The sequence below is a fragment of the Mesorhizobium humile genome (assembly GCF_033977215.1).
GTDB lineage: Bacteria > Pseudomonadota > Alphaproteobacteria > Rhizobiales > Rhizobiaceae > Mesorhizobium > Mesorhizobium humile.
In genome coordinates this window covers 452,506-466,763 of the sequence record NZ_JAVIIV010000002.1, presented here as the reverse complement: position 1 = coordinate 466,763, position 14,258 = coordinate 452,506, and the positions used below count along the sequence as shown (strand labels likewise).

Genomic DNA, 14,258 nt, shown 5'->3' with positions numbered 1-14,258 from the left:
CCGGAAAGCGCCTCCTGAGCGAGGGCGATTCTTGCCGCTCAGCCGGCGTCGCGGACCCTGGTCAAAGCCACCGAAAGCTTCTCCTGCGCCTCGCGATATTCGGCGAGTTTCTCGCGCTCGGCTTCGACCACTTCTTCCGGCGCGTTGGCGACGAACTTTTCGTTCGACAGCTTCTTGTGCAGGCGCGCGATCTCCTCGGTGACCTTGGCCAGTTCCTTCTGCAGCCGCGCGGCCTCCGCCTGGAGGTCGATCAGGCTGCCGAGCGGCAGGCTCACTGTCGCCTCGTTGAGCACGATCTGGGCCGAGCCCTTCGGCGGCGCATCGGTGAGTGCGATATCGCCGACGCGCGCCAGCCGCTTGATCGCCTGGGCGTGACGCTCCAGCCGCTCCTGCGTCAGCGTGTTGGCGCCGATCACCATCAGCGGCGCGATCGCCGCCGGCGGCACATTCATTTCCGAGCGCACCGAGCGGATGCCCGAGACGAGGTCGACCAGCCAGTTGATGTCGGCGGCGGCCTCGCCGTCCTCGAAGTCGGGCGACGGCCAGGCGGCATGGCAAAGCAGCGAGGAGCGCTCCTTGCCCTCGCCCGCGGTCTGCGCCCACAACTCCTCGGTCATGAACGGCATCATCGGATGCAACAGCTTGTAGATCTCGTCCAGCACGAAGGCGACGCAGGCCCGGCTCTCGGCCTTGGCGGCCTCGTCCGTGCCCATGAACACCGGCTTCAGAAGTTCCAGGTACCAGTCGCAGAACAGGTTCCAGACGAAGCGATAGGCCGCGCCCGCCGCCTCGTTGAAACGATAACTGATGATGCCTTCGGTGACCGCGCGCGCCGCCCGAGTCAGCTCGGTCAGGATCCAGCGATTGACCTGCAGCTTCGCGTCGTTCAGCCAGAACTCGTCGTTGCGCGCGACCTCGTTCATCTCGGCGAAGCGCGTCGCGTTCCACAGCTTGGTGCCGAAATTGCGGTAGCCGGCGATGCGCGCCGGATCGAGCTTCACGTCGCGCCCTTGCGCCGCCATGACGGTCAGCGTGAAGCGCAGCGCATCGGCGCCATATTCGTCGATCAGGTCGAGCGGATCGATGACGTTGCCTTTCGACTTCGACATCTTCTGCCCGTTCTTGTCGCGCACCAGCGCATGCACATAGACGGTGTGGAACGGCTCCTCGTCCATGAAGTGCAGGCCCATCATCATCATGCGGGCGACCCAGAAGAAGATGATGTCGAACCCGGTCACCAGCACGTCGGTCTGATAATAGGTCTTGAGCTCCGGCGTCTGGTCGGGCCAGCCGAGCGTCGAGAACGGCCACAGCGCCGACGAGAACCAGGTGTCGAGCACGTCCTCGTCACGGGTCAGGATCTCGCCCGGCTGGAAATTCTCCAGCTTGTCCTCCACCCAGGCCTTCCACGGCCCTTCCAGCGCAAGGTAATATTCGACCGCCGAGGCCAAGGCTTCTTCCTCGGTCTTTTCGACGAAGACGTGCCCGTCCGGCCCGTACCAGGCCGGTATCTGGTGGCCCCACCAGAGCTGGCGCGAGATGCACCAGGGCTGGATGTTCTCCATCCAGTCGAAATAGGTCTTTTCCCAGTTCTTCGGCACGAAGTTGGTACGACCCTCGCGCACCGAGGCGATCGCCGGCTTTGCGAGCTCGGCGGCGTTGACGTACCACTGGTCGGTCAGGAACGGCTCGATCGGCACGCCGCCGCGGTCGCCATGCGGCACGGCATGCCGGTGCGGCTCGATCTTGTCGAGGAACCCGCCGGTCTCCATCAGCTCGACGATCTTCCTGCGGGCAGTGAAACGGTCGAGCCCGTCCAGCTCGTCCCATACGGCCTGGCGCTCCGGCGTGACCTCGAGACCGGCGAGGAAATCCTCATTGTCCTTCAGCTTGATAGCGGCTTCGACCGTCAGGATGTTGATCGCAGGCAGCTTGTGGCGCTTGCCGACCTCGAAGTCGTTGAAGTCATGAGCCGGCGTGATCTTGACCGCGCCGGACCCTTTCTCCGGATCGGAATACTCGTCCGCGATGATCGGAATCTTGCGGCCGACGATCGGCAGCACGACGTTGCGGCCGACCAGATCGGTGAAGCGCTCGTCGTCCGGATGCACGGCCACGGCCGTGTCGCCGAGCATCGTCTCGGGGCGCGTCGTCGCGACCGTGATGAAGGTCTTCGGGTTCTCAGGGTCGAACGCCTCGCCTTCGATCGGATAGCGGAAGTGCCAGAGATTGCCGTTGACCTCGTGCTGCTCGACCTCGAGGTCGGAAATGGCGGTGAGCAGCTTCGGGTCCCAGTTCACAAGGCGCTTGTCCTTGTAGATGAGGCCTTCCTTGTAGAGCGTGACGAAGACTTCCAGCACCGCCTTGGACAGGCCTTCGTCCATGGTGAAGCGTTCGCGCGACCAGTCGGCCGAGGCGCCGAGCCGCTTCAGCTGGTTGAAGATCGCGCCGCCGGATTCGGCTTTCCACTCCCAGACCTTCTCGATGAACTCTTCACGCGTCAGATCGCGGCGGTGGATCTGCTTTTCCATGAGCTGGCGCTCGACCACCATCTGCGTGGCAATGCCGGCGTGATCCATGCCGGGCTGCCAAAGCACGTTCTTGCCGCGCATGCGCTCGAAGCGCACGAGAATGTCCTGCAGCGTGTTGTTGAGCGCATGGCCCATATGCAGCGAGCCGGTGACGTTCGGCGGCGGGATGACGATGGTGAAGGCTTCGGCCCCTTCTTCCGCGCCGGCGCCTGCCCGGAAGGCATCCGCGTCTTCCCAGATTTTGGCGATCTTCGGCTCGACGGTTTTGGCGTCGTATGTCTTTTCAAGCATGGAGGAGGTCCGAACTGTCGGGAACAAGCGTCCGGTGTAAATCGGAAGGTCTTGGCCAAGTCAACCGCGAGACCTGCGATCACTCTCACAGATAGGCGTGACGCGCACGGCGGCAATCCCGGCCGGTGCCGCAATGGCGGCTCGCCTGACGCATGTCGCTCGCAAGGGCGCGGCGGGTCCTAAAGCAAAAGCGCCGCCCCGAAAGGCGGCGCTTTCAGCATTCGTATTCCGGCAGCTTACTGCGCCCCGCGCGCCACCCGCTCGATCTCCTCGCGCACCAGCCTTTCGACCAGCGTCGGCAGATTGTTGTCGAGCCAATCCTGCAGCATCGGCCGCAGCATCTCCTCGGCCATCTCGTCGAAACTCTTCTTGCCGCGGCTGGCGAAAGCATCGGAAAGCTCGCCGAAGGCCGCGGCAACCTGCCGGCCCGTATGCTCGGAAAGGATCGCAGGCCGGGCCGGCTGCGCCTCCGGTTCGGATGCTCGGGGAGCGCCGGCATGCGCGGCAGCTTCAAGCGCCGGCTCTTCCCTCTCGATCTCGACCCTCGGCGCGGCTTCCGGAGCCCGGACGGCTGGTTTCGCAGTGACCGTGCTGCCGCCGACCGCGGCTATTTCGCGCCGCCAATCGGCGACGATGGTCTCGGCCGTCTGCGGCGCGTTTGCCGCGGCCGGCCTGCTCGTGGCGGTTTGCGCGCTCGGCTCGGCGCCCTCGGGATCGACCGCAGCCGGAGCCGCCCTGACCGGCTCGGGACGAGCCTCGACGCGCGCGATCGCCGGATCGGCCGCAGCAAGCTGAGCCTGGACCTCCGCCAGCGTCGCCGGCTTGCGGGGGCCGGTGTCGGCATGCAATTCGGAACGAAAGGCGTCGACCTCGACAGTGGGAGCGGCAACCGCGGCCGGTTCCAGATCCTGGCGCAGCTCCCCCGCCTCGGCCGGCTGCTTGCGCCCGGTGTCGCTGTCTTCGATGATCCTTCGGATGGAAGCCAGTATCTCTTCCATGGAAGGTTCGCGCTGCGCGCTGCTTGCCGTCGCCATCGTCACATCCGCCGCCCTAGTGACCTGTTAAGGACCAGACCTGTTCAAGAACCTGATCATTCCAAGAATTCCGGCCTGCCCCGACCGAAATTCGAATCAATGCAAACAGCGTAACCGACCGATCGTCATCCGAGAATCCCCAATCTGGGGACTCTTTGGATTTCAACAGATTAGGGGATTTCAACGGATTAGGCGAAGCGCTGCCCGATCAGCCAATCGGAAAAAACAAACGCCGCGCATCCATCGGACACGCGGCGTTTTGCCGAAACATGCTGTCGGGAATCAGCGCCCGTCGGGCGTGCTCGTTCCGATCCACTTGTCCTTGACGGCGTTGTAATGCTCTTCCGGCTTGTACTTGGTGACCGGCAGGCCCAGTCGATCGACCGACAGCCGGCCCATCGCCGACAGGATGGCGTAGCTCGCCACGACCACGTCGCGCTCAGAACTCGCCTGGTTGATCTTGGCGGTGATGACCGCGTTCTGTGCGTTCAAGACGTCCAGCGTCGTGCGCTGGCCGACATTGCGTTCCTCGATGACGCCGTTGAGCGCCAGTTGCGCGGCGTCGATCACCTGCCTGTTGGCATCCACGCTTTCGCGCGCGGCGACATATTGCGTCCAGGCCGAGACCACGGCCTGGCGCACCTGGTCGCGGCTGACGTCGACCTGAATGCGCGCCTCGCTGAGCGATTCCTTGTTCTGCCGCACAACTGCCGAGGTCCGCCCGCCCGAATAGATCGGAATGGTCAGCGTCGCGCCGATATTGGCCGATGTCGAGCTGCCGTTCGGATTGCTGGGGGAACCGGGAACGGTGTGGCTGTAGTTGTCCGAAATACCGGCGGAAGCTGAAAGCTGAGGCAGCAGCGCGCCTTCCGAGGATTTCACCGAGAATGCCGCCGCATCCACAAGGTGCTGCGTGGCAAGGATAGCCGGATGTTCTGCCGAGGCGACAGCCAGCGCGGAATCGACGCTACCCGGCAGAAGCTTGCCCAGCGGCGAAGCCGCCTTCAGCTTGCCCGGCTCGTCGCCGACGATCTGGTGGTAGGTCGCGGCGCTCGCCAGCGCCGTCGCGCGGGCGGCGCTCAACTGCGCCACGGCCGTCGCGCGCGAGGCATCGGCCTGGGCGACGTCGGTGCGGGTGCCCTCGCCGACCTCGAAGCGCGAGCGGGCGGCGCGCGCCTGCTCGGTCAGGAATTGCAGGTTCTGCGCGGTCAGCGCCGCGACCTGCCGGTCGCGAATCACGTCCATATAGGCGCTTGCCGCGTTGAACAGGATGTTCTCTTCGGTGTTGCGCAGGCTTTCGACCGAGGCCTTCACCTGCGATTCGGCGGCGGCGACATTGTTCTTGGTCTGAAATCCATCGAACAGCGTCTGGTTGATCTGCACGCCGAAGCTGCCCGTCGTCAGTCTCCTGCTGACGCCAAAACCATGCGTGTTGGTGTAGTCGATGTTGGCCGAGCCGGTGACGGTCGGGCGCCAGCCCGACTTGGCGATGGCCACGCCTTCGTCGGTGACGCGCACGCCGGCGCGCGCTGCGTTGAGCTGCGAATTGTACTGATAGGCTTTGGCGAGAGCGCCCGTAATGGTTTCGGCGGAGGCGGCCAGCGGCGAAAGCGCCGTGGCGGAAACAAGGATAGCTACTAAAACACTCTTGCGTAGAGGCGGCACGTTATTTCCCTCATTCGTTTTGCATGGGAACCACGCCACGTCAGCCCACCCTTACGGATCGGCCGGCGCCGCGTTGTTTATCGTTCCCCCGCTGACTGGCCTCCCGGATGCCCGGTTAACCAATCAGCAACGATTGTCAGGCGCAAGCGATCATGACAGCGCCTTTGCTGCAAGGCAAAATCACTCAGAATTCGAAAGCGTGGACGCGTTCGAAGCCCGGTAGTGGCTTAATTGCCGCATTAAAGGCCCTTCTTCCGGTTACAACCCCCCCTGCCTTGAAAAACAGCCTGGCCACGCCAGAGTTGCCTCGCCCTTCGACCACAACCAGGCGACCTTCTTCCGCAAGCTGGTCGAGCAATGCCGGCGGCACTTCCTCGACGCTGCCGCCGATGAAGATGGCGTTGTAGGGCCCCTTGGCGGCGTGCCCTTGCGGCAGCGGCCCGGTGACCACCGTGACGTTTTGGCAGCCAAGGCTGGAAAGCGTGGATTTGGCGGCCTCCGCCAGCGCGGGATCGCTTTCCAGCGCGACGACGGAGCGCGCGAGCCGGGACAGCAATGCGGCGGAATAGCCGGTGCCGCAGCCGACATCGAGCACCGAATCGCCCGCGTCGATTTCAGCAAGCTGCAAGAGCTTGGCGAGCGGCGACGGCTCCATCAGATAGCGTGCGCCGCTGCCGTTGGCGCCCTCGGAAATGCGGATGTCTTCGTCGATATAGGCCAGATCCTGCTGTCCGGCGCCGACGAAGGCCTCGCGCGGAACGGCCAGCATCGCTTCGATGAGGGGCGCGCTGGTCACATCGGTGGTGCGGACCTGGCCATCGACCATCTTCACGCGGCGTTCGGAGAAATCAGCGCTCATGTCCCAACAATCCGCTCTCCGCGCCAGCGCGGCTAAAACTTCGACTGGAACCCCGCTCCGGCGCGGTTGCGCTGGAGCCCAAGCATCTGGAGGCCTCGCCCGGAATCGAACCGGGGTGCAAGGATTTGCAGTCCTCTGCGTAACCACTCCGCCACGAGGCCTCGCAATGCTCCCGGCGTTCCGAGCGAACTCATTATGTTGGCGCTCAAAGGTCGTCAAGCGCCCGTGCGTCATTCCCGGCGCTTTCGCATGGGCGGCGAAAGTGGTGATTACCAATCGGTTGTCGTTTGGTTCAGGCATCGCCGCGGCGGAGCCGCCGCGCTTTTCAGTCGGGCCGGCGCCGGCGTCCCCACCAGACGATGAAACGCCGCCGGTGGCGCCGGATCATGGCGAATTCATAGGATAGAACCAGCAGACCGAGCGGAATCATCCAGAAGCCGAGTATCGGCAGAAAGCCTAGAAGCCCGCCAAGGGTAAGCAGCATGCCGATCGCGATTCGCCAGCCGCGCGAGCGCGGCATGGTGAATTCGCGGCCGAAGATCGAAATCTTCCGCGCCGGGGCGCTGTCATCGTCCGCTGCGGTCATTCAAACCAATCCCATCTACTGCCTAAGTCATGTCAAGGCGATGACCGGCCGCTTTGTTCCGTGCCGTGTGAAGCCCTTCATATGTGGGCGCGCCGAACGATGGCACAAATAGCCGCATCAAAAACTGGAGAAAAATTGCGAATTGCTGCTTTGCAAAGCGGAAAGGTGTTTGCTATAGGCTGCGCCACTCACGTCAGAGCCTCCGTTCCCCGGTAGCTCAGTGGTAGAGCAACCGGCTGTTAACCGGTTGGTCGCTGGTTCGAATCCGGCCCGGGGAGCCAACAATTCCAAGGTTTGTTCTGGACACATAGGTCACGGTTTATACCGGAGACATGGGTAACACTTTTGGCCCGAAGGGGTTTGGAGTGGTTCGAGCCTGCATGTCTCGTCGTCGAAATAACCCAAATCATAGTCCATGAAGCTTGGTCAGCCAGATATGGTCCTCGACCTGTTTGACGCCAACGGTGTGACCGGCGAAGACGAGGCTGAGGTTGATCTTCCTGCGATTGTAGCAGATGCGGCCGCAGGTGGTGACGGTGACGGCCTTGTCGTGGAATGGATCGTTGAGGTCCGGCAGGCCGGCATAGGGAAACCACTGTGACAGTGCAGTGTGCCAACGTCCGAAGTCGCAATAAATCAGGGACGATGTGCCCTGATTGTTATTCTGCATCCTGGGGATCATTCTTGGAGCAAGGCTGCGCTGTGAGCGGAACTCTTCGCGAGCCCCTCGGCCCGGCTGCTATACCGTTCACCCGGTCGTGGCAGCCGGGCCTGCGCATTTAGCCGGCTGCCTGTTCGCGACCTTCGCTGCGAGGAGATGGTCCGCTGCATCCTTCTCAGCGCTCGCTAGTGTTCCGGGCCAAATCTGTCCTCTGAGCGAGCCGCCTCCCTCAGGCCGAAGCCGACAACTTTGGTGTACGATTTTGCAGGGCAGCAATATCGGTCGATCGCCTCGGCGTAGCCCCATGCCCTAATGAAGGGCATCTCCAGCCACTGATCCTTGATGCCTCCGGTAAGGCCCTCAAGTGTCCAGTCCTCGGTAGTGCGCTGAATTGTTTCGGTGGCCGTCGCCGTTCCTGCGAACCAGGTAACGATCAAAAGGCAGAAAGCGATGCCCCTTCTCATGCCTATAACGCCCAAAAAAACGAGCTTAGCTCTGCAACCTCAGCCTGTACACATTTTGCGCTCGCTCAAGGGCACGGCGTCCAACCCTTGCGCTGCTCCGGCGTCATCGCATGGTTCGTGAACTGCAAGTTCCGGTCGTCACGGCCGGCGCCGCGGCACTCGTGGCAGTAGACGATCTTGAGCAGGCAGCCGGAACATTTTAGGGACATTGAATGTTCCACCATTATGGAGAGCCGAGACCAACTTTCAGGAGAACAGTTGAGAGCTGCACGAGCTCTCTTAAACTGGTCCAGAGTCCGGCTCGCGGCCAAGGCAAACCTCAGCGAAATGACCATCAGCGAGTTTGAAAACGGCATTCGGGTTCCGAAGCCAGTCAATGTCGCCGCCGTGCGACGGGCTCTGGAGGGCGCGGGAGTTGTTTTTGCCGAAGAGAGCGTATTTCTCGCGTCCGAAAGGCCGAAAAATAGCAGTCACGCCAGCAACAGAAATTCGCGTCGCCGGCTATCAAATACGTAGCCCGGCTCGCTGATCGAGGTGACACAGGATTGCGAGCCGGGCTAGCCGCGCGGCCCACCCCCCGCATGGGCCAAATTCCCATAGTCATTGTGCCGGCGAATTTTGCTTTGCGGCTTGATCGCCCTGCCTTAGCCTCCGCTCGAAACAATTTGCCGACAAGCCGATAGCCGGACCTTTTCGCCGTGCCCCTGAAAGCCACCGCCCATATCGAGGCCATGTCCGCTTTCGCGCTGGCGAATTTCGGCGGCTTCGACCGGCCGACGCTGGCCCAGAACGAGAGCGCCTTCCCGCCCAGCCCCAAGGCGATCGAGGCCGGCCGGGACGCCGTGGCGCGCAGCCATCTTTATCCGGACCCGGACTGGACCTTGCTGCGCGATGCGATCGCCAAAACCTATGGGGTCGAGCGCGATCTTGTCCTGTGCGGCGCGGGCTCGATGGAGCTGATCGCCTGCACCATCGCGGCCTTTGCAGGCCCGGGCACGCAAGTGCTGGGCACGGACTATGCCTATAATTTCGCCGCCTCGGCGGCCGCGCGTGCCGGGGCGACCTATGTCAAGGCCGCGGAGCGCGGCTATGAGGTCTCGATCGACGCCATTCTGGCGGCGGTGACGCCGGCGACGCGCATCGTCTTCGTCTGCAATCCGGGCAACCCGACCGGCACCTGCATCAAGAACGCGGAGCTGCTGCGCTTGCGCGCGGCACTTCCCGGCGACGTCCTCCTGGTGATCGACCAGGCCTATGGCGAATTCGACGACCAGGATCCGCAGGCCGTCTTTGCGCTTGCCGGGCGCGGCGACACCGTCGTCCTGCGCACCTTGTCCAAGGCTTATGGGCTGGCCGGAGCGCGCATCGGCTGGGGGCTGTTCGCGCCCCAGATCACCGCTGAGGTGCGCAAGATGCAGAATTCCAACCAGGTCTCGACGGTCAGCCTCGCCATGGCGGTCGCGGCGGTCGAGGACCAGGCCTATATGCGCGCGACCGTGACGCGCACCGCCGACATTCGCGACCGCTTCGCACGAGGTCTGCGGGCCGCTGGATACGAGGTCCCCGACAGCCGGACGAATTTCGTGCTGATACGCTTTGCCAATGCGGAGAAGGCGGCCGCCGCCGACAGCGCTTTGCGCGGCGCCGACATCATCGCGCGCGGCCTCTCCGGTTACGGCCTCACCGACTGCCTGAGGATAACCGTCGGGCCGCAGGACGTCATGGACCGCACGCTGCGCGCGCTGACCGCCATGCGTGGCCGGCAATGCTGGTAAGGGCTTCATCCGAGGGGATTTCATGACGTCACACACGCCCTATTTGCCCGCTCGCGATTTCATCGGCTATGGCGAGCGGCCTCCGCAGGCTGAGTGGCCCGGCGGCGCGAAACTCGCGCTCAACATCGTCGTCAACTACGAGGAAGGCGCCGAATACTCGATCGGCGAAGGCGACGGCGTTTCCGAAGCGATCCTGTCCGACCTCGCCGTGTCGCCGGCCGTGCCCGGCCTGCGCAACCGCAACATGGAATCGCTCTACGAATACGGTTCGCGCGTCGGCGTCTGGCGACTCATCTCGCTGTTCCGGGACAAGGGCGTGACCCCGACCTTCTACGTCGTCGGGCGCGCGCTCGAGCTCAATCCGGCCGCGGGCAAGGCGATCGCAGCACTCGGCAGCGACATCGTCTGCCATGGCTGGCGCTGGATCGACTACGCGCCGCTCAGCGAAGAGGAAGAGCGCCAGCATATCGCCATGACGGTGGACACGGTGCGCAAGGTGACCGGCATCGAGCCACTCGGCTGGTACACCGGCCGGCCAAGCCTCAACACGAGGAGGCTGGTGGCCGAGCATGGCGGCTTCCTGTTCGACTGCGACGATTACAATGACGACCTGCCCTATTTCGTCGATGTCGGCGCCAAGCGGCACCTTGTCGTGCCGCACTCTTTCGACAACAACGACAGCCGTTTTTCGCGCGGTTCCGGTCTCGAGACCGGCAGCCAGTTCTTCGAATATGTCAGCGACGGCGTCGACTGGCTTTTGAAGGAAGGCCAGAAGACACCGCGCATGATGACGGTGTCGCTGCATTGCCGGCTGGCGGCGCGTCCCGGCCGCATGATCGGGCTGGAGCGCTTCCTCGACAAGGTCACGGCCAATCCCGAGATCTGGGTCTGCCGGCGCTCCGACCTCGCCCGCCACTGGCTGGACCGGTTCGGCGGCTAACCCGCCGGACGGTCGCCGGCGAACCCTTACTTGTTCGGGACCTCATAGACCTTGCCGTGCCAAGGTGCTGCATCGATCTGGTCGAGCGCCATGACGTAGAGCACCTTTTCGTCGGGTCCGAAGGCAAAATTCGGCATGGACGGCGACGGCACCGAAAGCGTGCGCAAGAGCTTGGCGTCCTTGTCGACGACGATGATCTTGCCTGGCGCGTCGAGCGAGCGCGGGCTCTGGCCGATATACATTTCACCGGCCTTGTCCATCTTGATCCCGTCCGGCCAGATATGCGGCTGGTTCGGGAAGAGATCGTCCAACCGCAGGAAGACACGGCGGTTGCTTAAGGTGTGGTCGGACGCGACGTCGAATTCGATGATCCGGTTGTCCTCGGTCTCGACCAGATAGAGCATCTTGCCGTCATTCGACATGACGAGGCCATTGGCATTGTGCAGGTCGCCGGCGACCTTCTTAACGCTGCCGTCCCTGCCGATGTAATAGGCGGAAGCGTCGATCAGCGGGCCGCCCTTGCCGGAGCCGGTGAAATAGACGCCGCCGTCCTTGTCGGGCGCGAAATCGTTCGGCCCGCTGAACGGCTTGCCGTCCGTGTCCTTGTCATAGGGCGGCAGCGTTTTGCCCTCGGCCGAGATGCGGCCGATCGTGTTGTTGTCGTAGCAGGTGACGAGGAACTCGCCCGCCGTCGTCGGCAGCACCGCCGACGGGCCGCAACCATCCATCTTCCAAAAAATGTCGTTCTTCTTGCCGTCCCAGACGGTCACCGTGCCGCGACCGTATTCGACGTAGAAAAGCTTGTCCTGATACCAGATCGGACCTTCGGCGAACCACGCGTCGTCGTTGACGACCTTGACGTCGGCCGCCTGTGCGGCAGTCGTCAGGGCCAGGGCAAGCATCGTGCCCAGCAAATGCCGTTTGATCATGCGATTCCCCTTTTGTTTATTTGCTTGAAGTCCTCTTCGAATATCCCGTGCTCCCAGTCGCCGGGCGTTCGCGGCTTACGACCGCAGCCGCTTGCCTTCCGGGTCGAAAGGCGGATGCGCGAGCAGGACGGCGTCGTGCGGCCTGCCCAGTATGGCGACGGTCACCTTGTCGCCGGCCTTGGCGGTTCCGGCCTTGACGTAGCCCATCGCCAGCGACTGATCGACGAAATAGCCATAGGCGCCCGACGACACCTGGCCGATCGGCGTGCCGTCCGGCAGGAAGATCGGCTCGCCGCCGGTGGCGTCGGCATCCTTGGCCGAGACTGACAACATGATGAGTTCATCCCGCGCAGGCTTGTCGGCGACGGCGAGATAGGCTTCGCGGTTGAGGAAGTCCTTGTCCGTCCTGATCAGCCGGTCGAGCTTGACCTCTTGCGGCCAGTATTCCGGCGAATATTCGCGGCTCCAACTGCCGTAGCCCTTCTCGACCCGCAGCGACATCAGGGCCCGCGAGCCGACCGGTCCGGCGCCGACTTCCGCGCCTGCCTTGAGCAGCGCGCCATAGAGCTCGACCTGGTCGGCGGCCTTGCAGTGCAGCTCCCAGCCGAGATCGCCTGTGAAGGAGACCCTGAGCGCCACGACATCGACGCCGGCGACGGTGATCAGGCGCGAGCGCATGAACGGGAAGGCTTCGTTCGACAGGTCGTCATTGGTCAGCCGCTGCAAGAGCTCGCGCGATTTCGGCCCGGCGACGTTGAAGCCGCCGAGATCCTCGGTGCGCGAGCGGAAGGTCGTGCCTGCAGGCAGCGGCACGGATTTGAAGAAGCGCTGATGGAAGCGCTCGGCCATGCCCGAACCGATCACCATGAACTCGTCTTCCGCTAGCCTCGTCACGGTGAAGTCGCCTGCAATGCCGCCGCGCTTGCCGATCAGCGGCGTCAGGCAGGAATTGCCGACCTTGGTCGGCATGCGGTTGGCGAACACCGCGTTCAGCCAGGTCTCCGCGCCCGGACCCTTCACCTCGTATTTGGCGAAGTTGGAGATGTCGATGATGCCGGCATGCTCGCGCAGCATACGGGCTTCGCGGCCGACCGGCGTCCACCAGTTCTGGCGCGTAAAGCCGATCGTCTCCTCGCGCGGCTCGCCTTCCGCCGCGAACCACAGCGGATGCTCCCAGCCGAAATTGAGGCCGAACACGGCGCCCATCTCCTTCTGCATTTCATAAACGGGCCGGGTGCGCACCGGGCGCCCGGCGGCGCGCTCTTCGTTCGGGAAATGGATCTTGAAACGGTGGCTGTACTGGTCCTGCACGCGGGCCTTGGTGAAGGCCTTGCCGGCCCAATGGCCGAAGCGCGCCATGTCCCAGCCGAACATGTCGAGCGTGGGCTCGCCCTCGATCATCCATTCGGCCGCGAGCTTGCCCATGCCGCCCGACTGCGAGAAGCCGGGGATGATGCCGTTGCAGCAGAAATAGTTGCTGAGCTCCGGCACAGGCCCGAACAGCACGGCGCTGTCCGGCGACCAGATCATCGGGCCGTTGATCACCTTCTTGACGCCGGCGGTAGCCGCCGCCGGAACACGCTGGACGGCGCGCATCATGTTTTCCTCGATGCGGTCGAGATCGTCGGGAAACAGCTCGTGGCCGAAATCCATCGGCGTGCCGTCCTCGGCCCAGAATTTCATGTTGCGTTCGTAAGCGCCGATGAGCAGCCCCAGGCCCTCCTGGCGCAGATAATATTCGCCGTCGCGATCGGCGACCGATGGCAGGCGGCGCCCCATGGCGGCGATTTCGGGGATCGTCTCAGTGACGAAATACTGGTGCTCGGTCGGGATCAGCGGCAATTGCAGCCCGGCCATGGCGGCGACCTCCCTGCCCCACAGGCCGGCGGCGTTGACCACCCATTGGGTGCGGATGTCACCCTTCGGCGTGCGCACGATCCAGCTGCCGTCGGCTTGCGCCTCGGTCGCCGTGACCGGCGTGAAGCGATGGATCTCCGCGCCGCGCTGGCGCGCGCCGGCGGCATAGGCCGCCGTCACGCCCGACGGATCGACATTGCCGCCCTCCGGCTCGTACATGATGCAGCGTATGCCGCCGAAATCGACCAGCGGATGCAGCCGCTCGGCTTCGTCGCGGCCGACTTCGTAAAAATTCATCTTGTAGCGCCGCGCCTTGGCTTCCTGCAGCCTGAGCTGATGCTCGCGCGCCTCCGTCTGGGCGAGATAGAGCGAGCCCGGCTGGAAGATGCCGCAGCCCTGGCCGGTCTCGGCCTCCAGCTCCTTGTAGAGCGCCATCGTGTAATGCTGCAGGCGGCTGATATTGGTGGAATCATGCAGGCCGTGGATGTTGGCGGCCGCGTGCCAAGTCGAACCGGAAGTCAGCTCGCTGCGCTCCAGGAGGACGACATCCGTCCAGCCGAACTTGGCGAGATGATAGAGGATCGAGCAGCCGATCAGACCGCCGCCGATGACAACGGCTTGTGCATGAGTACGCATATCGAGGTTTCTTCCCTTTGTTCGGCGACT

The 14,258-nt window shown here is 63.7% G+C and carries 11 protein-coding genes and 2 tRNA genes; 4 read left to right on the top strand and 9 right to left on the bottom strand.

What is annotated here, in order from left to right; all coding sequences use genetic code 11:
• Window positions 1–38: 38 nt before the first annotated feature.
• The 6 genes from RFM52_RS05105 to RFM52_RS05080 all read right to left on the bottom strand — a co-directional run bounded on the left by RFM52_RS05105 (window position 39) and on the right by RFM52_RS05080 (window position 6,966).
• A complete protein-coding gene (locus RFM52_RS05105) occupies window positions 39–2,822 on the bottom strand; it encodes a valine--tRNA ligase (protein WP_320295434.1) in 2,784 nt (927 codons plus the stop codon).
• A 236-nt stretch (window positions 2,823–3,058) separates the two neighbouring features.
• Entirely contained in the window at window positions 3,059–3,856 is a 798-nt protein-coding gene (locus tag RFM52_RS05100; protein WP_320295433.1) for a PopZ family protein, read from the bottom strand.
• Window positions 3,857–4,138: 282 nt separating this feature from the next.
• Window positions 4,139–5,521 (bottom strand): TolC family outer membrane protein, encoded by a 1,383-nt coding sequence (locus RFM52_RS05095; RefSeq protein ID WP_320295432.1) that lies wholly within the window; start codon window positions 5,519–5,521, stop codon window positions 4,139–4,141.
• A gap of 184 nt (window positions 5,522–5,705) precedes the next feature.
• Window positions 5,706–6,380: a protein-L-isoaspartate O-methyltransferase family protein gene (locus RFM52_RS05090; RefSeq protein WP_320295431.1), complete on the bottom strand. Its 675-nt coding sequence runs from the start codon at window positions 6,378–6,380 to the stop codon at window positions 5,706–5,708.
• Between the two features lie 87 nt (window positions 6,381–6,467).
• Window positions 6,468–6,541: transfer RNA gene (locus RFM52_RS05085), tRNA-Cys, on the bottom strand.
• Window positions 6,542–6,705: 164 nt separating this feature from the next.
• The gene (locus RFM52_RS05080) at window positions 6,706–6,966 is read right to left on the bottom strand and encodes a hypothetical protein (RefSeq protein ID WP_320295430.1); all 261 of its coding nucleotides are present in this window, start codon (window positions 6,964–6,966) and stop codon (window positions 6,706–6,708) included.
• A 206-nt stretch (window positions 6,967–7,172) separates the two neighbouring features.
• Here RFM52_RS05080 and RFM52_RS05075 point away from each other — a divergent pair.
• Window positions 7,173–7,247 (top strand) — tRNA-Asn (locus tag RFM52_RS05075).
• A 125-nt stretch (window positions 7,248–7,372) separates the two neighbouring features.
• Here the strand turns inward: RFM52_RS05075 and RFM52_RS05070 are convergent.
• Window positions 7,373–7,636 carry a hypothetical protein gene (locus RFM52_RS05070; RefSeq protein WP_430699245.1) on the bottom strand — a complete coding sequence of 88 codons (264 nt, stop codon included), beginning with the start codon at window positions 7,634–7,636 and terminating at the stop codon, window positions 7,373–7,375.
• A 680-nt stretch (window positions 7,637–8,316) separates the two neighbouring features.
• Between RFM52_RS05070 and RFM52_RS05065 the strand changes: the two genes are divergently transcribed.
• From RFM52_RS05065 to RFM52_RS05055, 3 genes are all read left to right on the top strand, one after another.
• Window positions 8,317–8,607: a helix-turn-helix domain-containing protein gene (locus tag RFM52_RS05065; RefSeq protein WP_320295563.1), complete on the top strand. Its 291-nt coding sequence runs from the start codon at window positions 8,317–8,319 to the stop codon at window positions 8,605–8,607.
• Between the two features lie 182 nt (window positions 8,608–8,789).
• Window positions 8,790–9,866: a pyridoxal phosphate-dependent aminotransferase gene (locus tag RFM52_RS05060; protein WP_320295429.1), complete on the top strand. Its 1,077-nt coding sequence runs from the start codon at window positions 8,790–8,792 to the stop codon at window positions 9,864–9,866.
• Between the two features lie 22 nt (window positions 9,867–9,888).
• Window positions 9,889–10,806, top strand: coding sequence for an allantoinase PuuE (locus RFM52_RS05055; RefSeq protein WP_320295428.1), 918 nt, complete (start codon window positions 9,889–9,891; stop codon window positions 10,804–10,806).
• A 26-nt stretch (window positions 10,807–10,832) separates the two neighbouring features.
• On the opposite strand, the gene RFM52_RS05050 is transcribed toward RFM52_RS05055, so the two are convergent.
• Window positions 10,833–11,735 (bottom strand): SMP-30/gluconolactonase/LRE family protein, encoded by a 903-nt coding sequence (locus tag RFM52_RS05050; RefSeq protein ID WP_320295427.1) that lies wholly within the window; start codon window positions 11,733–11,735, stop codon window positions 10,833–10,835.
• Window positions 11,736–11,810: 75 nt separating this feature from the next.
• Window positions 11,811–14,228: a GcvT family protein gene (locus RFM52_RS05045; RefSeq protein ID WP_320295426.1), complete on the bottom strand. Its 2,418-nt coding sequence runs from the start codon at window positions 14,226–14,228 to the stop codon at window positions 11,811–11,813.
• Window positions 14,229–14,258 lie beyond the last annotated feature (30 nt).